General features: G+C 35.5%; 16 protein-coding genes. 7 read left to right on the plus strand and 9 right to left on the minus strand.

What is annotated here, in order from left to right; translation table 11 throughout:
• Positions 1-19 precede the first annotated feature (19 nt).
• Complete coding sequence (locus A3EM_RS0133820; RefSeq protein WP_020532688.1) at positions 20-775, plus strand: tetratricopeptide repeat protein; 756 nt, start codon at positions 20-22, stop codon at positions 773-775.
• Between the two features lie 76 nt (positions 776-851).
• The gene (locus A3EM_RS0133825) at positions 852-1,274 is read left to right on the plus strand and encodes a DoxX family membrane protein (protein WP_020532689.1); all 423 of its coding nucleotides are present in this window, start codon (positions 852-854) and stop codon (positions 1,272-1,274) included.
• A 58-nt stretch (positions 1,275-1,332) separates the two neighbouring features.
• On the opposite strand, the gene guaB is transcribed toward A3EM_RS0133825, so the two are convergent.
• Positions 1,333-2,808 (minus strand): IMP dehydrogenase, encoded by a 1,476-nt coding sequence (guaB, locus tag A3EM_RS0133830; RefSeq protein WP_020532690.1) that lies wholly within the window; start codon positions 2,806-2,808, stop codon positions 1,333-1,335.
• A gap of 791 nt (positions 2,809-3,599) precedes the next feature.
• Between guaB and A3EM_RS0133845 the strand changes: the two genes are divergently transcribed.
• Positions 3,600-4,997, plus strand: coding sequence for an exonuclease domain-containing protein (locus tag A3EM_RS0133845; RefSeq protein ID WP_245576585.1), 1,398 nt, complete (start codon positions 3,600-3,602; stop codon positions 4,995-4,997).
• A 10-nt stretch (positions 4,998-5,007) separates the two neighbouring features.
• On the opposite strand, the gene A3EM_RS0133850 is transcribed toward A3EM_RS0133845, so the two are convergent.
• A complete protein-coding gene (locus A3EM_RS0133850; protein ID WP_157638226.1) occupies positions 5,008-6,576 on the minus strand; it encodes a DUF5723 family protein in 1,569 nt (522 codons plus the stop codon).
• A gap of 465 nt (positions 6,577-7,041) precedes the next feature.
• Between A3EM_RS0133850 and A3EM_RS0133860 the strand changes: the two genes are divergently transcribed.
• Entirely contained in the window at positions 7,042-8,904 is a 1,863-nt protein-coding gene (locus A3EM_RS0133860; RefSeq protein WP_020532696.1) for an ABC transporter ATP-binding protein, read from the plus strand.
• Between the two features lie 9 nt (positions 8,905-8,913).
• Here the strand turns inward: A3EM_RS0133860 and A3EM_RS44495 are convergent, their stop codons facing one another.
• Both A3EM_RS44495 and A3EM_RS0133870 read right to left on the minus strand, forming a co-directional pair.
• On the minus strand, positions 8,914-9,396 hold the full coding sequence (locus A3EM_RS44495; protein WP_157638227.1) for a gliding motility lipoprotein GldH: 483 nt from the start codon (positions 9,394-9,396) through the stop codon (positions 8,914-8,916).
• A 52-nt stretch (positions 9,397-9,448) separates the two neighbouring features.
• Complete coding sequence (locus A3EM_RS0133870; protein WP_245576586.1) at positions 9,449-10,495, minus strand: PSP1 domain-containing protein; 1,047 nt, start codon at positions 10,493-10,495, stop codon at positions 9,449-9,451.
• Positions 10,496-11,009: 514 nt separating this feature from the next.
• On the opposite strand from A3EM_RS0133870, the gene A3EM_RS44500 reads away from it, so the two are divergent.
• Entirely contained in the window at positions 11,010-12,647 is a 1,638-nt protein-coding gene (locus A3EM_RS44500) for a GAF domain-containing protein (RefSeq protein ID WP_020532699.1), read from the plus strand.
• Positions 12,648-12,712: 65 nt separating this feature from the next.
• On the opposite strand, the gene A3EM_RS0133880 is transcribed toward A3EM_RS44500, so the two are convergent.
• The 3 genes from A3EM_RS0133880 to A3EM_RS0133890 are packed head-to-tail and all read right to left on the minus strand — an operon-like array spanning position 12,713 to position 15,996.
• The gene (locus A3EM_RS0133880) at positions 12,713-13,195 is read right to left on the minus strand and encodes a response regulator (protein WP_020532700.1); all 483 of its coding nucleotides are present in this window, start codon (positions 13,193-13,195) and stop codon (positions 12,713-12,715) included.
• An 11-nt stretch (positions 13,196-13,206) separates the two neighbouring features.
• Complete coding sequence (locus A3EM_RS0133885) at positions 13,207-14,565, minus strand: ATP-binding protein (protein ID WP_020532701.1); 1,359 nt, start codon at positions 14,563-14,565, stop codon at positions 13,207-13,209.
• A 15-nt stretch (positions 14,566-14,580) separates the two neighbouring features.
• Positions 14,581-15,996: an SLC13 family permease gene (locus A3EM_RS0133890; RefSeq protein ID WP_020532702.1), complete on the minus strand. Its 1,416-nt coding sequence runs from the start codon at positions 15,994-15,996 to the stop codon at positions 14,581-14,583.
• 327 nt (positions 15,997-16,323) lie between these two features.
• Here A3EM_RS0133890 and A3EM_RS0133895 point away from each other — a divergent pair, with 327 nt between their 5' ends.
• Complete coding sequence (locus A3EM_RS0133895) at positions 16,324-17,220, plus strand: alpha/beta fold hydrolase (protein ID WP_020532703.1); 897 nt, start codon at positions 16,324-16,326, stop codon at positions 17,218-17,220.
• Here the strand turns inward: A3EM_RS0133895 and A3EM_RS0133900 are convergent.
• A complete protein-coding gene (locus A3EM_RS0133900) occupies positions 17,217-17,984 on the minus strand; it encodes a hypothetical protein (RefSeq protein ID WP_020532704.1) in 768 nt (255 codons plus the stop codon). The two genes, A3EM_RS0133895 and A3EM_RS0133900, sit on opposite strands and share 4 nt — an antisense overlap.
• Before the next feature lie 27 nt (positions 17,985-18,011).
• Positions 18,012-19,304, minus strand: coding sequence for an LVIVD repeat-containing protein (locus A3EM_RS0133905; protein WP_020532705.1), 1,293 nt, complete (start codon positions 19,302-19,304; stop codon positions 18,012-18,014).
• A 623-nt stretch (positions 19,305-19,927) separates the two neighbouring features.
• Here A3EM_RS0133905 and A3EM_RS0133910 point away from each other — a divergent pair.
• Positions 19,928-21,031: an acyltransferase family protein gene (locus A3EM_RS0133910; protein WP_044240705.1), complete on the plus strand. Its 1,104-nt coding sequence runs from the start codon at positions 19,928-19,930 to the stop codon at positions 21,029-21,031.
• The last annotated feature ends 133 nt before the right edge of the window (positions 21,032-21,164 follow it).

Raw genomic sequence — 21,164 nt, forward strand, 5'->3', positions numbered from 1 at the left:
ACATCAAGAATCTTAAGAAATGAAAAATATACTCTTTTTAAGTCTGCTTTTATTGGTAAGTAAATTGGCAACTGCAGCCGATTTTTCTCAGGAATTAAAACAAGCTGAAGAGGCTTATAATGCAGGTCAGTATGAGGAGGCTATTAGTAATTATGAGAAAATTGCCAGTCAGGGATATGAAGCATTTGAGTTATATTATAATTTGGGAAATGCATATTATAAGTCGGAAAATTATGCGGCAGCCATTCTAAATTATGAAAGAGCCAAAAAGCTCGATCCCGATCAGGAAGATTTACTATTTAACTTGTCTTTAGCCCAGGAACATACTGTGGATAAGTTTGATAAATTACCCGAATTGTCAGTAGCGAAGTGGTATAAATCTTTTATCAATGCGGTTTCTTCGAATGGTTGGTCCATTATGAGTATGATTACTTTTGTGGTGTTCCTGGCAGGATTATCTATCTTTTTATTTTTTTACGACATACAAATAAAGAAAATAGCCATTTGGGTCACACTGGTATTTTTTATTTTTTCAGGAACCTCTTTTGTTTTTGCCTGGCAACAGAAAAAGTTTGCAGAAGAAAATCTGGAGGCTATTGTTTTTGAGCCAAGTGTTACGGTAAAAAGTATGCCTGATGATAACGGAACAAGATTATTTGTAATCCATGAAGGAACTAAGGTGAAAGTGATGGAAATAAAGGAAAACTGGAAAAAAATAAAACTGAGTGATGGAAATGTGGGTTGGCTAAAAGGGGAAACCATTCAGGAAATCTGATTTTTCAGCCATTTTGAATTAGGTTTTATATTTTTGAATTATTATACCAACTTACAAACAACTTTAGCGCCTTATTATGGATCTTTTAATCATTAACCTGTCAGATTTACTTAAAGGAGAAACTTCAGCACAAGTCCTTACTTCAGCCATTTTGGCTATTTTATTTCTCCAATCTGGTTTGGATAAAGTATTCGACTGGAAAGGAAATTTTGACTGGCTGAAAGGTCATTTTGAAAAAAGTCCATTGAAAGGACAAGTGCCATTTCTTTTATTTGTAATCACTATTTTCGAAATTTCAGCAGGGTTGCTCTCGGCAGTCGGGGTAGTTTTTATCATTTTTGCGGAATCAACAGGTCTTTCCTTAATCGGAGCACAATTATCTGCCCTAAGTATTGTAATGTTGTTTTTTGGGCAAAGACTAGCTAAAGATTATGAAGGAGCAGCCACTCTGGTTCCTTATTTTATTTTGGCTATTTTAGGTATTTTGATTTTGGGATAAATGAAAAAAGCCAGATAAATTATTATTTACCTGGCTCAATCTGAATAATATTATTTTTTTAATTTTTTCTGCTATAGTTTGGAGCTTCCCTGGTGATGTAAATATCATGTGGATGACTTTCCTGAACGCCTGCAGCAGAAATTTTGGTGAACTTAGCCTGTTTCATGGTCTCGATATCAGGAGCTCCACAATAACCCATTCCAGCTTTTAATCCACCAATCATTTGATATAAAACTTCATTTACCCTGCCTTTGTAAGGAACTCTTCCTGAAATTCCTTCTGGAACTAATTTCTTCACATCATCTTCAGCATCCTGAAAATACCTGTCTTTAGAACCATGTTCCATGGCCTCAACAGAACCCATTCCACGGTAAGACTTGAATTTTCGCCCTTCATAAATGATCATTTCTCCTGGAGCTTCTTCTGTTCCAGCCAAAAGAGAACCAATCATAATGCTGCTAGCTCCCCCAGCGATGGCTTTCACAATATCACCGGAAAAACGAATACCACCATCCGCAATAAACGGAACACCTGTATCTTTTAAAGCCTCTGCAACTGCAAAAACAGCTGATAATTGAGGAACACCAACTCCTGCAATTACCCTTGTAGTACAAATACTCCCAGGTCCCACTCCTACTTTTATGCCATCGGCACCAGCATCAGCTAATGCTTTTGCTCCTTCTCCCGTAGCCACATTTCCTACAATAACTTCCAGATTGGGGAATTTAGCTTTCACTGCCTTAAGAGAATCAATAACACCTTTAGAGTGACCATGGGCCGTATCAATAGTCACCACATCAACTCCGGCATTTTTCAATGCCTGAATTCTATCAATAATATCAGGTGTAACCCCAACTGCAGCTCCTACCCTAAGTCTACCGAATTCATCCTTGCAGGCATTTGGCCGATCTTTATTTTTTAGGATATCTTTATAAGTGATTAACCCAATTAATTTATTGTTTTCATCTACAATTGGAAGTTTTTCAATTTTATATTCCTGCAAAATTTCTTCCGCCTGTTCCAAACCTATTCCTTCTGGGGCAGTTATCAGGTTATCTTTCGTCATGATTTCCAAAACTTTTCTGGATAAATCCTTCTGAAATCTTAAATCCCTGTTGGTTAAAATACCAATAAGTTTGTTTGAAGCATCAATTACCGGGATACCGCCAATTTTATATTCCCGCATTATTCTATTGGCATCGGCAAGTGTTTCATCTGGTTTTAGCGTGATAGGGTCCAGGATCATTCCACTTTGAGAACGTTTCACTTTTCTCACTTGCGAAGCCTGGCTTTCAATGGACATGTTTTTATGGATAAAACCAATTCCTCCTTCCAAAGCCATGGCAATTGCCAACTCTCCTTCAGTAACAGTATCCATTGCAGCTGAAACTAAGGGAATATTCAACTTAATTTTTTTTGTCAGAAAAGTTGAAGTATCGGTATCGCGGGGGAGGATTTCCGAATAAGCCGGAATTAACAAGACATCATCATAGGTTAATGCCTCGTATGAAATTTTGGATGAATTTAATGACATAGCAAATAATTTTAGCTTCTTTTATTTGCCGCACAAAATTAGAGTGTTATTCTGATATTTACTAGCACCCCAAAAAAATTTATTAATAAATTAATTTTAATGAATTTAAAGTGTTGAAAATCAGTGGTTTTTGTTTTTGTCTGGTAGAAAGCAAATGAAAGATTGTATTGAGTTTTAAAAGCGGTTATAAACTGTGAACAATGTAATGTGTGAATAATTCTATATTTATTCAGGAATAATGAATAAATGTGGATTTGAAATGCTATTAACCTATAGCTTAAATAAATTATTAACTATTTTTGGAAATAAGTGGCTGGGCTTAATTAATGATATTTTATTTTTGCGAAAGCTTTATTCTTATTTGAAAGAGATAAGCTGATAGTGAAAATAATATAAAGGTTCAGTGACGAATAATTAAACTAAACTACATCCAGAACTGGTTTCCGGGAATTGTTCCGGATTTATTTTAACCCCAATGCCCAGAAGAAGAAAAAAAATAAGAAGAACAGAAAGGCTGACTTTAAGTTTAACTTCTAAAGAAAAAAGTTTTATTAAAGCTTTTAGAAGAAAATTTAATGAGAAGCTCGAGACTAATTTTTCTTATGGAGAAATTTTCTTGTTACTGTGCGATGATGAGGCAACCAAACAAAAGGTAAGGCCTGTATTGAAACAGTTATCTTTGTTTGAAAGCTGCGCTGATGAAAATTGTGCAGAGTTGTAGAAAAGGCCTTTGGTTGGAGATTTACTTAACTAAGTGAATCTATATATTCAAAATTACATAGACATGGAAAGTGTCTCTATTTTTCAGGAAGGATAAGATGTATGCAATTGTAGATATAGAAAGTACTGGAGGAATTTCATTTACTGATAAAATTACAGAAATCGCTATTTTTATTCATGATGGGGAAAAAATAGTAGATGAATTTACCTCACTTGTCAATCCTGAAAGAGATATCCCTCCTTTTATTTCCCGCCTGACAGGAATTACCAACGAGATGGTAGCCGATGCTCCCAAATTTTACGAAATCGCTAAGCAAATTGTAGAAATTACTAAGGACTGCATATTTGTGGCACATAATGTAGGATTTGATTATAATTTTCTAAAAAGTGAGTTTAAGGCCCTGGGATTCAATTATCGCAGGAATAATTTGTGTACAATCCAAACAAGCAGACAACTGATAAAAGGAATGTCTTCTTATGGCCTGGGGAAGTTGTGCACAGAATTGGGAATAAAAATAGAAGGAAGGCATAGGGCCAGAGGAGACGCTTTTGCTACCGTAAAAGTTTTTGAGTTATTGCTTTCAAAAAACTATGAGCCTGTTTTTGAGCAATTATTAAATATTGATACTTATAGTATTAAGCATCATCCGAATATTTCAAAAGAAACGATAGATAACCTGGATGAAAAAACAGGGATTTACTATATGCATGATAAAAATGGAGAGATTATTTATGTAGGGAAGAGTAAAAATATCAGGCATAGGGTGATGAGCCATTTCGCTGCAGCACAAACTAAAAAAGGTCAGCTTTTAAAAAATGAAGTTTCAGATATTACCTATGAGGAAACCGGAAGTGAACTAGTTGCCCTTTTATTAGAATCCCATGAAATAAAAAAGAACCAGCCCAAATTTAATAGTGCACAAAAGTGGGGGAAGTTCAGGTATGGAATTTATCAGTTCTTTTCACCTGAGGGTTATATTACTTTTTCTGTGCAAAGGTTAAAAGATTTTAAGAAAGAACCAGTAGCAAGAGTTTATGCCAAGTCTCATGGACTAAACCTCCTGGAAAAGGCACTAAAAAAATATAGGCTTTGCCAAAAATTATGTGGTTTATATGAATCTAGGAAAGAATGTTTTAATTATTTGGTTCAGGAATGTAATGGGGCTTGTGTTCAAAAAGAAGGAGTGGAGATTTATAATGAAAGAGCCAGGATTGCTATTAAGTTCTTTCTTTATGAAAATGAAAACTTTTTTATCATAGAGCCTGGAAGGCATGATCAGGAAAAGTCTGTGATTCATGTGGAAAATGGAACTTACCAGGGGTTCGGTTTTGTGGATATTACTGAAGGTTTTTCTGCCCCTGAGCAATTAAAAGAGGTAATTAAACCATTTGAAGATAATAAAGATACTGCCAGAATAATAAGCAGCTTTATCAGGAAAGGGAAATATGAAAAGCTAATAAAATATTAACGTTACTCTCCTAAAATTTAAACCTTAGAAAACCTGCCGCCAGTGAAATGGTGCTGCCTCCGCCCAGGTTAGCAAAAAATGTGGTGAGGTCTCTGGTGGCAATGCCACTTTCATAAAATCCTTTACGAGCAATGTAGGTAATACCAAAAGGTATATTAACTTTACTTGTATTGTTCCCACCATAATTTAATCCTGTGGATATTTTAAATATTTTACTCGGACGATAATCACCACCGATTGCATAAAGCGTATTTTCAAGGTTTCCTGGCGCTTTATTTCTTGGGGCGATAATATCAAAACCAATATGAAAAGTATTGTAAAGTTCGTAGCTGGCACCCAATCGTATAGTACTTGGTAATTGTACTTTCAAACTATTTGAGCCTTCCCAGGCTAATGGGGATTTGTCACCGGCAAATTGGAAAGCCCCAGCATCACTCGCGAGAATATTGAAATTATTAAAACCAGCTCCGGCAAATTGAACAAGTTTTCCATCATTTACCTTATACACATTTCCATCCCAGTTTATACTTCCTACATTAGTTACTGCAAGCCCAATGTATAAATTTCTTTTAACTACCATGGTAATTCCAAGATCGAAGCCAAAACCCCTGCCTACTGGTTTAGGATAAGCTAACCTTCGAAAAGTACTTACATCCTTCGGAGGCCTGAAAGTAGGGCTTGAAACTGAGGCTGAATCACCAAAGTCCAATCCAAAATCTGCAGAAAGGGAAATATTAGAGGAAACCAGTTCATTTCCGTTTGCCTCCATTTCTATCATTAAAATACCTAAAATATATCTGGCCCCAATCCCTGCAAAAAGAGAAAAATCATAAGTGTCGACTAGCTGCTTTCCATAACTGACATTGATTTCTCTAAACCAGGAACTTGAAACTTTTGAACCATCCATTATTCTGGAATAAAATTTAGCGGAATCACTATTATTATATAATCCCAGAATTACCTGATCCTGAATTTCCTGTGGCAAATCATCCATACCCTGGTTGGACGGATGCCTTGGGTTTCTGATCGTGCTTCCGTCCGAAAGCAATAATTGAGGAAAGTAACCTGCATTAGCACCTAAAAAGGCCAATTCAGATGTTGTTTGATTAATTTTTGAAAAAACCTGAATTCTATCTCTTACACTAAAAGCTACTCCCTGGTTTTTGGGAAGTCTCAAACTACCCCCAATTAACATTATATCAGCATTTACCGCCTGTATGGTGTTGGCGAACTTTTCTGCTGCTGCTTGTTTTTCCTCACTTGTAAATTTTATTTCACTGGAATTAAACAATGTTTGCTTAAGTTCTCTTCTTGAAAGCGCTTCCGAAAACCAGGTGGCATTTACTTCAAAAAAACCAAATGTAATTTTGGGATCTCTAAAACTCTTATGAAAACCTAAGTTAGCCGGGTTAATACCAATACTCTGATAATCAGTTACGAACGTGGTGGCAACGCCTCCTCTTCCGGTTGCTGAAAATGCGGTTGACTCCATTTGTCCAAATGAATAATTGGAATAAATAAGTGCAGTAGCCGCAATTATTAACTTATATATGTTGGTATGTTTTTTTCTGAAGGCCATTTTAAGAGATTCCAAAAAAATATTAAGCTGGAAAAAGATCATTCAAAAACTTGATGCGCTGTCATAACGCAATATCATATCAATCATTATTTTTTGTCATGGGAATTAAAAATACCCTCCTTCATTCACTCAATCGCCTTTAATCAAAAAATACATTATGATGCATGCCTAAGTTTTCAAATATGGGGTTTGGTAAAGGTAACTTCTGGTCACTATTAAAAAAGGCAGGAATACCGGAATGGGAAACTCAAAACTTATGGTTTAGACAACTTTAATAGGAGTAGAAATATTTTGATGAAACCTGACTGCATTCCATTATAATATTAGGGTTTTTCTGTAATAATTCCCTTAAATATTGGTTCATCAAACAGGAAAATTATACTACAATCGTAGTTAAAGGGCCCCGAATGAATTTATAACTAAAATTTTAATCGGGGCTTCGTATATTCAATATCAATCGATTCTATGATTAGAAAATATACTATAGATCAGGATACCATTCTTTCTGTAAGAAATTTAACAATTGAATTTCACAATCAGGAAGGTAAAATTACTGCAGTAAATAATATAAGTTTTGATTTAAAAAGGGGGCAGACTTTGGGAATCGTTGGAGAGTCTGGATCGGGAAAATCTGTTACCTCTATGAGTTTGTTACAACTCATTCAGTCTCCTCCGGGAAAAATTACTAGTGGAGAAATTATCTTTAATTCCCGAAAATTTGGGATTGTAGATATCTTACAGCTAAGTCCCAAGCAAATGAGAGCTATAAGAGGAGGTGAAATTTCCATGATTTTTCAGGATCCCATGAGTTCTCTAAACCCGGTTTATACTTGTGGAAATCAGGTAATGGAAACCATTCTTCACCATGAAAATATTTCCAGAAAAGAAGCCAGAAAAAGAACGATTGAGCTTTTTGAAAAAGTAAAAATTAATGAACCCGAAAGAATATTCAGTTCATACCCACATAAAATATCTGGAGGCCAGAAGCAAAGGGTAATGATTGCCATGGCTTTATCGTGCAAACCTTCAATTTTATTAGCCGATGAACCCACTACAGCATTGGATGTTACCGTTCAGGCTACCATTTTGGAATTATTACAGGAATTTCGTGATGACAAAGATACTTCAATAATTTTCATAACTCATGATCTGGGGGTTGTGGCTGAAATTGCGGAAGAAATCATGGTGATGTTTCGTGGAGATGTGGTAGAATCAGGCTCGGTATGGGATATTTTTTCAAAACCTACACATCCGTATACCAATGGATTACTTGCCTGTAGGCCCAGATTAGATATAAAATTGGAAACACTCCCGGTGATTACAGACTTTCTTCATATCAATTCTGATGGCTCCATTCCAACTGTGGTAAATGCCAGGTTCAAGTCAGTTGGGGAGGCTATCATGAAGAATTACCAAAGCGAATTGGACTTGAGGGAGCAATTTGAAGAGTTGGAAAAGAAAGAACCAATCTTAAAGGTAAAAAATCTATGTACCTTCTTTCCTGAAAAAACAGATTGGCTTGGCAGACCAGTTGAATTCAAAAAAGCAGTCAACGATATTTCTTTCGAAGTGTATCCCGGAGAAACTTTGGGGCTGGTGGGAGAGTCTGGTTGTGGAAAAACAACTCTGGGAAGAAGTTTGTTAAGGTTAATTGAACCAACTTCAGGGGAGATAGTTTTTGAAAATAAAAACTTATTGGAGCTAAACAGTAAGCAATTAGGGGCGATCAGAAAGGATATGCAAATAGTTTTTCAGGATCCATATTCCAGCCTGAATCCTCGAAAAGGTATAGGTGATGCTATCATTGAACCCATGAAGGTTCATAAAGTTTATGATACAGAAAAGGAAATGAATGAAAGGGCTATAGAATTGCTGGAAATGGTAAACTTAAGTGGTGCACATTTTAACAGGTATCCCCATGAATTTTCTGGTGGCCAAAGGCAAAGAATCTGCATTGCCCGAACGCTTGCATTACAACCAAAGTTTTTAATTTGTGATGAATCAGTTTCGGCCCTGGATGTTTCCGTACAAGCTCAGGTGTTAAATTTGCTAAATAACTTAAAGAATAAATTGAACCTTACGCTAATTTTCATTTCCCATGATTTGGCGGTGGTAAAGTTTATTGCAGATAGAATTTTGGTGATGAACAAGGGTAGAAAAGAAGAATTAAACTTTGCGGAAGATATTTATAAAGACCCCCAATCAGAATACACCAAAAAATTAATTAATGCCATCCCCAGAGGAGATCTTGATGATATCAGAAAGGCTATTATTAAACGGAAAATGATTAAAAAGGCCAAACAGGAAGAAAGAAAGCTTTCTGCATAAAGTTTTTGGCTAATCTTCACTTTTGGCCACCTTTAATCCTATAGCAGTGATATCAGGTAAGGAGTCCATTCTCATATATTGATTGATTTTTAAAGAATATTTTCCTGGAGACTGGAATTTAAAATCTGAAAAGATATTCATCTCATTATTATAAAAATCTCCTACTCCTGATCCTAAAGGTCTTCCTGTTGTGGGATCCATCAGAGAGGTTTCTTTCATTTCAGATGATAAAACTGTATTTTTTTTATCATCCAATAATTCGTACTTCACATAAAGATTATAAAATGGATAAGATAATCCATTTCTAATATACACTGATAAGTCATATGGTACTCCGGAATCCTGAATTTCAAAAGCAAATTCAAGTTGATTATCCTCTGCCCAATAATTATCATTCAGGTCGATGTAATTTTCATAAACTACCTGATTGGAACAACCTGATGAAAGGATGAGAATGGAAAAAATTAAACAGAGTGTATAATTTTTAGTCATAAGTAATATCAATAACTTTAGTTCAATTAGGGATTGGAAACCAAAAAAAAAATTATTTCTTTGGAGGTTTGGGTTTATTTTTCCTATTCCTTCTTCTTTTTTTGTTTGATCTTTTTTTCTGGTTTGAATTTTTTTTGGGTAAAGTATCATTGAGTTTAGACTCGAAGTCCAGGGTTTTGATTTCCTCCTCAACCTTGAAAAATTCTACCGGTTTTCCTGCTTTATTAGTATCAATTGCACCTTTTACTTCTATCACATTAAGTGAAAACCAGGAATTTTCTCCCTCAATACAAAACCACATTACCTTTTTAAAAATATCTACTTTTTGTAAAAGAGCTTTTCCTTTGCTGAAAAGTAATGGTTTTTCAATTTTGGGAATATCAACCAGAGCATCCATATAAGTTTCCAGTTCATAATTTAAGCAACACTTAAGCCTTCCACACTGACCGGATAATTTATGGGGATTTAAGGAAAGGTTTTGGTATCTGGCTGCACCGGTAGAAACACTTTTAAAATCAGTTAGCCAGGTAGAGCAACAAAGTTCTCTTCCACAGGAACCAAGCCCTCCTATCCTGCTGGCTTCCTGCCTGAGACTTATCTGACGCATCTCTACCCTGATTTTAAATTCCCCGGCAATTATCTTAATCAACTCTCTGAAGTCAACCCTTTCATCAGCAGAGTAATAAAATGTTGCCTTGGTATTATCCGCCTGAAACTCTACATCCGATAATTTCATCTGTAGTTTTTGATTTTGGATAATTTCCCGTGTACGGAACATGGTAGGCAATTCCCGTTTTTTTACCTTTTCAAACTTTTCAAGGTCTTTTTCACTCGCCTTACGATAAATCTGTTTTACCTTGTCATCGTCTTTTATATTTTTCTTAATCATCTGAAGCCTTACCAGTTCTCCCTGTAAGGCCACAAAACCTAGATGATACCCATTTTGAACCTCTACTACCACTGAATCACCAGTGGTAAGGTCCAAATTATTAATATTTCTGAAAAACTCCTTTCTGCCACCTTTGAACTTTACCTCAACAATATTAAAAGAGGTTTCTCCGGGAAGATCCATATTTCCCAGCCAGTCAAAGGAGTTCATTTTACTGCACCCGCCCGAACTACATTTCCCATTTGTGTTGCTTTGGATAGTAGATTCTGCAGCAACCGAACCACAAGCACCTGTGGAGCAAGAGCCACAACCCATATATTTATAATTCTTTAGATCAAAAAAATGAAAAATTATTTTTTGTAAAAATCCCCTTCACTCTATCAAAAAATAACAAAAAATAAAGTGTTCAAAACACTAAATTAAGCATAGTAATTACGAATTACCAGAATAAGGAGAAATTTCTGAAGTGAGTACCAAATGGTATTATCCCATAATTCAATAAAAAAATTAAGAGATTTAAAATATAACCTGAAATAAATTAACAACCTACCTCCTGCCAGCTGAAATCACTTAAGGTAAAACAATTAATAATCGCCAATTCCATGGCTATTAAAATGTGGAATTAATGTAGAAAAATTAACAATATAAATGTTAACCAGGCATTAAAAACATGGATATTCATAAAGTATCCAAAATGAGACCAATTCAAAATTAAATAACAACCATGAAGTTTAGGTTTTTTGATACGATAAGAGGAAAAATTATTACAGGCTTTTTTATTTTGGTAATACTCTTTTCTGTAAGTGCAGTATTTAACTACATCATTATTCAAAAATCAGAATCCATCATCAGTGATTTATATGATGGAAAAGATCCTTCCTTAAGTTCCTTGAATGAATTTAAATTACTGGTTACCCATTCCAGAGAGCTAACTACCAATTGGGTTTACCTGATTAAGGATGAGGAAGACAAGGTGGAATTAAGGAAGATTAATAAGGAAGGTTATCCTCTGCTAAAAGGAAAGCTTCAAAAACTTGCTCAGGATTGGGATTCGGAATCTCAGGCCTCATTGGATTCTACGTTTGCAAAATATGAGGAAATTCAAGCCATGCAGCTTGAAATAATGACTTCACTATCTGAATTTGAATCGTATGATGATCCTCAAATAAAATTTGAAGCTGAAGAAAATCTGGATTTTCATATCCTGCCTTTAAGTAAAAGTCTAGTTGCCGATCTGGAAACATTAATAGACCAAAAAGTTTTAGAAAAAAACACTGCCAGAGAAGAACTCCTAACTAATAACTATTATATAACCATTAGTATCATTATTAGTGGATTGGTAATTATGGCCATTTCTATACTTACCTCTTTACTTACTGCCAACAGGATTACTGTACCGGTGAAAGAGATTCAATTAACTGTAGAAAAGCTTAGTAAAGGTCAATTGGCAGAAAATCTAAATTATACATTAAAGGATGAAATAGGAGCCACAATGGAATCTGTAAACCATTTGGTTTCAGGGTTAAAAGAAACTTCAAAATTTGCCAATGAAATTGGGAAAGGAAATTATGACATGGAATACCATGCATTAAGCGAAGAGGATGAATTGGGAAATTCTTTATTAGCTATGCGTGATAACCTGAAAATGGTTGCTGAGGAAGATAAGTTTAGAAATTGGGCGAATGAAGGTTATGCGAAATTCGGAGAATTATTAAGAAGTAGTACCGATTCATTTGAAGAATTAGGTCCAAAATTAATTTCTGAATTGGTGAAGTATATGGATGCCAATCAGGGAGCATTCTTTATCCTGAATGAAGAAAACCTGGATGATAAACACTTAGAACTGATTGGATGTTATGCCTGGAAAAAGCGAAAACACCTTAAAAAGAGAGTAAACTATGGAGAAGGCATTGCTGGTCAGGTTTGGAGAGAAAAGGATACTGTATTTATGACGGATGTGCCTGAAGAATTTGTACAAATTACTTCCGGGCTGGGCAAGTCGAATCCAAGATCAATTTTGGTAGTTCCTCTGAAATTTAATGAGGAAATTTATGGGGTTATCGAAATAGCTTCATTTAAAGTATTTTCCAAACATGATATTGAGTTCATTGAGCGACTTTCTGAAAGTATTGCCTCTACAATATCAAGTATTTCGGTGAATAAAAGGACAAAGAGTTTATTGGAAGAATCTCAAATTCAGTCAGAAGAATTGAGAATGAAGGACGAGGAAATGAGACAGAATATGGAAGAAATGCAGGCAACTCAGGAACAGGTTCAAAGAAAAGAAAGGGAATACATGGCAAAAATTGAAAAATTAGAGAAAATGGTAGGCAAACTCCCGGATGAATCTGTAGAAAGTTAATTTCCAGTTAATGCTAAAAAAAACGGACTACCAAAACTATTTGACAGTCCGTTTTTTTTTATTTTTTACCCTTGTTTCTTTAATATTTCAAATAATGTTTCCTGATCAGTAAGAGGAAGATATTTTTGGTAGTCCAACCCAGTTTTTAAAATAAACCTGGTCAGTAATTTCTTTACCGACTTTATCAATTCTTCCTTATTCCAGGGTTTTTCCAGATATTGATTAATACTGGCTGAATTAATTGCTTCAATTGTATCCTGATGAGTAGCTAATCCGGTGAGTAATATTTTTTGGGTATTAGGAAATCGCTCATCTTTATTGACATCACTCAGGAAATCAACCCCACTTTTCCCAGGCATTACATGGTCGGAAATAATTAAAGCAACAAAATCCCCTTCCGAATCAATTTCATCAATAAGTTCTTCTGCTTCTGTAGCCGATTCACATTCTTCGATTATCAGGTCATTTTCGAAAACTGCTAAATCTTTGGCTATAGTTGATAAAACTTCTCTTTGGTCGTCAACACAAATTATATACAGCTTTTCCATTTTCTTTTAATTTAGGAAACAGGTAATTTTATTTTAAATGTTGTTTTTCCGGGTCGGCTTTCAACCCCAATTTTTCCACTATAATTTTCAACCAACCTCTGCACTATGGCTAACCCTAAACCCAGACCAAAAGATAACCCATCTTTTTTGGTGGTAAAACTGGGTTGAAATATCTTATCTTTTAAATCATCGGGAATTCCAGGGCCATTGTCTTCAATTATTACATTAATCCACCTACCTTTCATAGTAGATTTTACCAAAATTGTTGGTGACACGGTATTGCTGTTCAGCATACTTTCACAACCATTTTTGATGATATTAAGCCAAATCTGAACGAGTTCTCCACTATTGGCAGAAATAGTTTTTAATTCTCCCAACTCTAGTTTTAGATCAACTCTTCTCAAGATACTTTTTAGTAAGGAAAGTGCCTCCTTAATGGATTCATTAAGATCAAGATCTTCAGTTTTTCCCACATTGGCTACTCCCAATTGTTTCACAGATTTCACTACATGAACTGCATGATTTGACGCCAAAAGCATATCGTGAAATGTAGATCCTATTTCCCAATAATAATTCATTCGCTCTGCACCTTCCAAGATCTCTTCCTTAAATGGTAAAAGTTCATCATCGGTTAACCCGGTTTTTGCCAGTTTTTTCGCCAGGTTATTGTCAAGTGGATATTTGCTTTGTAATTCTTTTTGCCTTTTCCTCACGTCTGAACTGGAAAGGAATTGTCCTTTTTTTAATCCGATTTTGAAAAAGGAAAACATTCCTTTAGTATCCTTTTCATTAAGGTATTCAGATATTTCTTCGGAAAGCCATTCTGTTTTTCTTTGAAGTACACCAATGGCATTGTTTAATTCATGAGCTAATCCTGCAGCCATTTGGCCAAGTGTTGCCATTTTTTCAGTTTGTAGCAGTTTTTTTAAGGTATTTTCCTTCTCCATAGCTACTCTTTGAGCCATGAGCTGTCTTGCAGAAATTTCGCTCACCACAATAGGCATAAAATGCTCTACAAAAGTTCGGCATTCATCATCTTCTACCACATCCTGATGGGAATCAATGAAAGCCAGTTCACTATCTTCTTCTGCCAGTATAGTAGCATAACTCGAAAAAGTTTTTGAAAAAAAGCTATAAACCCCAACAAACATATCGGTAGTGGACCGAAAAACCTCAAAATTATTTCCTTCCTCATTTGTTAAATGCGCAACTAAACTTCCGCTTAGAATGAGATATAATTTATCATTTTTCTCACCCTGTTTCATCAGGACATCCCCCTTTTTCAGGCTTCTGCGCTGTTCAGGGTTTGAAAAGTAGGCCTCCTTTAGCCAGTCTAAATCTACACTTTGTAAAAAACGTTTACTACTCACCTCTATAAATTTTCCTTAAAAAAAGTTGATTAGGTTCATAATATACAACATTAAATAGGTAAGTAACACTCCTGAAAGTCCTACAATTAACCCCACTTTTGTCATTTGATTTGTCTGAATTAGTCCTGTGGCATGGGCCAGCGCATTGGGAGGTGTACTGATAGGCAAAGCCATTCCCATAGAAGCTGCAAAGGTTACCGCCAGAATAAGCATTTGATTGCCTCCAAAGTCATCAAGACTACTTAGAGATGTGCCAAGAGCAGCAATAATCGGAAGCAGTAGGTTAGCCGTAGCGGTGTTTGACATAAAATTGGCCATAGTAAGAGCTAATATTGATGCGGCAACCACAATCAATAATGGGGGGAAATTTTCAAAAGGGATACTTTCCACCGCAGTTAAAGCCAGCCCACTTTTTTCCAGAGCAATACCCAGGGCAATTCCTCCTGAAACCAGCCACAAAACATCCCAACTCAATTTTTTTAAGTCCTCTTTGTTGATTATACTCAAAGCAGAAAATACGGCCACCGGGATAAGGGCAACCACATATGAATTCATTCCATGGATAAAATCGGTTAACCAGAGTAAAATCGTAATGCTGAAAGTAAAGTAGACAATAATCGCCTTTTGAGACTTCAAAAACTTTCCCTTTATATCCAGATTAATTTCTTTGGTTTCAATGGGAAACAAAACAGCCAATAAAACCCACGAAAAAAGTAAAAGAATAATCACAAATGGTATCCCAAACCCCATCCATTGGCTGAAAGTTACCAAATCGTCACCGATAAGATATTTAAGTGCAATAGCATTAGGTGGGGTTCCAATAGGAGTACCAATTCCCCCAATATTTGCTGCAACCGGAATTGCCAATGCAAATGCTACTTTTCCCTTATCATTTGGTGTAAAAACTGCTAAAACCGGTGTGAGAATAGAAAGCATCATAGCGGTGGTAGCGGTATTACTCATGAACATGGAAAATATAGCTGTAATACTCATCAACCCAAGCATGACCATTTTCGGATTTTTACCAAATGGTTTTAACAACACTCTTGCTAAATTTTGATCAAGTCTGTACTTAGTGGCTGACATGGCAAGGAAAAAACCGCCCAGAAAAAGCATAATGATAGGAGAAGCAAAAGTTCCCATTATTTCTTTATAGCTCAGATAATTCCCAAAGTTTTCTCTGTTCCCATGATCCTGGAACAGCACAAAGCTACTTTCTGTGAGCATCATAAGTTCCAGTACAATTATCAAAACTGAAGTAGCATAAATAGGAATGGGTTCTAATACCCAAAAAAGGGCAGCCAGAAAGAAAATAGCTACCACCCTTTGTTCTATAATGGTAAAATTTTCAAAAGGGAAAACTGATTGGGGTAGTATCAGGATTAATAATGGAATTCCTATCGAGATAAGCAGGTTGAGGCTTTTTCTCATATTCTAAATTGGTTTGAACAAAAAATCCGAAAAAAATGATCGTTTAATGTTGTCTTAGGATAGGCTTTAAAGCTGCTCAATATTAGGATGTAATGTGCTTAAACACAAAACAACCTGATAGAAAATTGTGAATTATCTTTTGACATAGAAAGGATAATGATTATTAAGCGTATTTTTGAATTATTCCCAAATTTTCATTATAATATGCCTACTGACACTTTATGTACCTGATACGCGTTTTTATTAATAGACCCATCTAAAAGCTACTAACATTTTTACCATTGATTCCTTTAAAGAAAAGTTAATTTTTTCTTAATTAAATTATATTTGATTGGGGCGCCAGGCCCGAGTGATTCACCTTATTCCAATAACAACCAGCAATTTTTTGTGACTGAGCTTATTCAAAAATATACCAATGAACATTCACGGTTCTTACCTGTAAAAGGAACCTTGATTCACTATCGAAAAGAAGGAAGGGGTCCCAATTTGCTTCTCCTTCACGGTTCATTTTCTTCCCTTCACACTTTTGATGAATGGACTAAAATCCTTTCGAAAAAATTTACAGTGATCCGGCTGGATTTGCCTGCTTTTGGTTTAACCGGGCCAATGCCGAATGATCAATATAATATTCCAACTTACCTGAGATATATTGATTGCTTCCTGAGAATGTTGAAAATTGAAAAAGTAAGTATTGCCGGAAGTTCCCTTGGAGGTTGGATTGCATGGGAATATGCCCTTCAGTTTCCCAAAAAAGTAAAAAAGCTGATTTTAATTGATGCAGCGGGCTTTATCACCGACAATCAATTACCACTTCCTTTCAGAATGGCTAAAACGCCATTTTTAAACAAGGTTATCAAATTTGTAATCAGGAAATCTTTATTAGAAGATTTTGTAAGGGAAGTTTATTTTAATAAGTCGAAAGTAACTCAGGAGTTGGCCGACCGTTATTACGACTTGTTTACCAGAGAAGGAAACCCTGAGGCTTTTCTCAAGATGGTAAACAGTCGTTATAAGGATAACTCAAATCACCTAAAGGATTTAAAAGTACCAACTTTAATCCTGTGGGGAAAAGAAGATTGCTGGATTCCTGTGGCAAATGCCTACAGATTCCATGAAATAATTCCTACCAATGATTTAATTATTTATGATTTAGTCGGGCATCTACCCATGGAGGAAATACCAGAAGATTCTGCACTGGATGTGACCTCCTTTTTATTGGGTTAAAATGCAAAACCAATTCGAAAATTTGTTCTGTTCATAGTATAAGAGTCGGTTACATTACCAGAATTTCCCCATCCCCAGCCAGAATAATTAGTGGACATTTTCTGACTTTTATAACCTAAATAAAAAGTAAAAGCATGGTGTGAGGCTCCAGTATAGACTTTTAAACCACCTCCTATTTCGTAAGTTGTTCCTCCTTTGTAAACAGTTTCACCATCATTTTTTAGCCAAACCATACCATGACCCAATGCCGCTACATAAAAGGGCGTTATTTTGGTTGGAGCAATATCCCCAGTGACTTGTAAAGTAAGGGGCATCATCACCATAGTTTGGTATCCATCAATCCCAAATCCAGCCCCAATTCCAAATCCCCGAGTAACCTGAATTCCATTAAAAGTATGAAGGCTTAAGGAGGCCTCAGTGGGGCTGGAAAAACTATTGAAATTACTGCCAAATGATCGGCCAATCAACAAGCCAATTGAACTAAGGTTTACAAACCTTGGTCCATTGGCTGCTATGGATTTATTTTTTGTTTTTACAGGAATGATGGTTTTACTTTCAATTTCATCGTGAGTAAATACCCAGATGCTTTTGTCATATGTCTGAATTTCGATTTTCTCTGTATCTTCCAAAATTATTTTTCCCTTTATTTCACTTCCGTTTTTGAGTTTTACTATATCTGATTCTCCTTTTTGGGAAAACCCATAAATCGAAATGAGCAAAAAGATGATAAATAGTCCCGGTCTTAAAAATTTATTGAAAGTCATTCCTGGTATATTTTAGATGGAGATTTTTTAAGGTTTTGGTACAATCGTTAAGGTACTTAAAAGTTTTAATTCATTTCCAGAATAATCATATTGGTACAATCCATCATTACCAATCATCATCAATCGGTTATCATAAGGAATTACATCAAAAGCATGCATATCGTCAAAATGGGAAATCATGTTTTCACCAACTTTTAGTGGATCAGCGGCATCAAAATGTTTAAGACCAAATTCTCCTTCACATATAAATAAATTGTTTCCATCTATACCCAGCCCATGGGGATTTTGCATAGAAAAAGACTTAAGCAGTTTGGGATTCTCAATTTCAGAAATATCAAGTACATCCAATTGATTGACAACCTCTACACAGGGATTTCCACTTCTGAGGGTTACATAGGCATAATCGTCATTTACCACTACAGGATCACAGCTATTGATATGTGCATAATTGGAAACAAACTCTGGGGCAGCTGCATTTTTCAGACTGAATATTTGCATTCCTGTCTGTCCGCCAAGAAATAAATGATCTTTGTAAGGGAAAATGGTTTCAATCCCAAATCCAGTCCAGATTTGGTCTCCTTTCACTGGATCGGATGGGGATGATATATCGAATGGATTAAGCGAGGATTCATCAACAGTATATAAATAATTATCCACCACAGTAAACCTCGCCATTGAACCTCCAATACTTGTTGGGGAGGAAGGAGGAGTAAAGTTTGTACTATTGCCTCTTTGCGCATTTGAAAGGTCAAAAAATACGCCTTCTCTCCAAACGCTTACCTGATTTGATCCACAATCTCTGGTTTCTGTTACTTCATTTTCTATCCAGTCTGTTACAACTCCCTGGCTTTGATCAAAAGTAAAATGTCTTTCCCAATTTACATGAATTGGAAATACATCCTCCACCCGGTTTACTTCCTTCACAGAATTGATATCAGAAATATCCAACACTACCAAATCCACATAGCTGTCAGCATATAAAAAACCGTTTTTTACCGCCATATCCACATTTCCGGGAATCTCAATAAATTTTAATTTCTGGGGAGAAGCGGGATTTTCATTATCAATTACATGAATTCCCTTATTTACTTCATTGATGAGGAGATAATTATCATACAAATAAATTTTCCCCGGAGTTTCTATGGTTTGGGGAGTAGTTTCAGTAATAGCACTCCTCAGCTCAGCAAAAGACATATATACAGGTTCGTAAGTCATGTAGGTGTAAACACTTTCGCATTTATCCTCGCAGCCTTGCAGCCCCATTAAAACCAGAAAAAAGAATGCTGGCCAAAGTTTAATTATCTTGGGAAAGATTTTCATAATTATTTAAAGTTGAGTTTTTTAACAAATAAGATTTCGCATAATCCCCAGGCTAAATTAGATAGCCATAAAGAGATTGAATTAAAGTGTCAGGTTACCAAAACCATTACCTAATTTAATGATTTTGATACTTTAATTTCCACAATTATGTGGTCTGATTTCAATTAGATTACCAGTTCAGGTATTGAATTTAATTAGTGAATTGAGGAAATTTTTGCGGGTTTTAATCCACAAACATCCTGAGTAATTTAATAAATTAGCCAATGGTGAAGAGCTCCATTACCAATTGATTATTTTGTAGGCCTAAATGAGTTAGTTGAGCTTATTTTTAATTTAAAGAAAATAAGCTGGTTGAAAGATTATTTACGCTGTGTCTGTTTTTAATCACGGAAGAAACTTCCAAAACGCTGCGACTAATTAGCGATTTTTGTAGGTGAATTTTGTTAATGCCTGAAATTATACTACAAATTGGGGGATAGGCTTTGTTTGGTGATTGATTAAATGTGCTCGGACACATTTTTTTTATAATTTTACTTTCCAGTTTTTATCTGGCGACTTTACTTGAATTTCAGGTATGGGTAAATGAGAAATTCTCAGGCTTGAAATTTTTATTTTTAAATTATATGGAAGCAACAAAAACAGCAACAAACAAAACTCAGCAACGGTTAATTTCCCTTGATGCCTTCAGAGGGCTTACCATTGCAGGAATGATTATAGTAAATACACCAGGTTCATGGTCAAATGTTTACCCTCCGCTTTTACATGCGTCATGGCATGGTGTTACTCCAACTGACCTGGTATTTCCTTTCTTTGTTTTTATAATGGGAGTTTCCATTACGCTCGCATTTACCAAACAATTAGAAGTAAATAAACCTAAGTCAGAAATAATAAAAAAATTAGTAATAAGGTCTTTAAAGATTTTTGCTTTGGGGATATTTCTGGCTCTTTTTCCAAAATTCGATTTTATGAATTTAAGAATTCCGGGTGTCCTTCAGAGAATCGCAATCTGTTATTTTGCCTGTGGGCTTTTATTTCTTCATACAGATTGGAAAACCCAGGCTAAAATTGGAGGAATAACCTTGTTGCTTTACTGGGCGGCTATGATGCTAATTCCTGTTCCGGGTGTAGGGATTGGAGTTTTAGAACCAGGAAAAAACCTGGCAGCCTATATTGATAGTCTGCTAGTTCCTGGCAGGCTATATCAGGGAAACTGGGACCCTGAAGGGTTGTTAAGTACTTTCCCGGCTATTGTCACAGGAATTACGGGAATGTTGGCCGGACACCTGATTATTAGCAACATGGATCAAAATAAAAAAATAGTGTGGTTATTCACCTTTGGATTTCTAAGTTTTATTCTGGGGGGAATTTGGGATTGGTTCTTCCCTATAAACAAAAACCTTTGGTCAAGTTCTTATGTGTTATATTCTTCAGGCCTGGCGGGTCTTACTCTAGCCTGTTCAATTTGGTTTGTGGATGTTTTAGGATATAAAAAATGGACAAAAATAGGACTGATATTCGGAGCCAATGCCATTACTGCTTATGTATTGTCCGGAATTCTTTATACAATTTTCAATTTATTTTCTTTGCGGTCAGTTTTTTATAATGGTCTAGTGGATTTTGGAATGGATCCTAAAATGGCCTCATTGCTTTGGGCCTTGTTTTATGCATTCATGTGCTTTATCCCAGTTTGGATACTCTACCGAAAGAAAATTTATATCAAGTTGTAATTCTATTAATTTGATCTAAAATAATTAGCCTTTCTCGATAAATGGGAAAGGCTTTATTTTTATCTGCTTAGAAAGAATTTAAAATGGTTTGCAATTTTAATTAATAGAGGAAAAAGATATGGGGCAATCAATT

Source organism: Flexithrix dorotheae DSM 6795 (assembly GCF_000379765.1).
GTDB lineage: Bacteria > Bacteroidota > Bacteroidia > Cytophagales > Flammeovirgaceae > Flexithrix > Flexithrix dorotheae.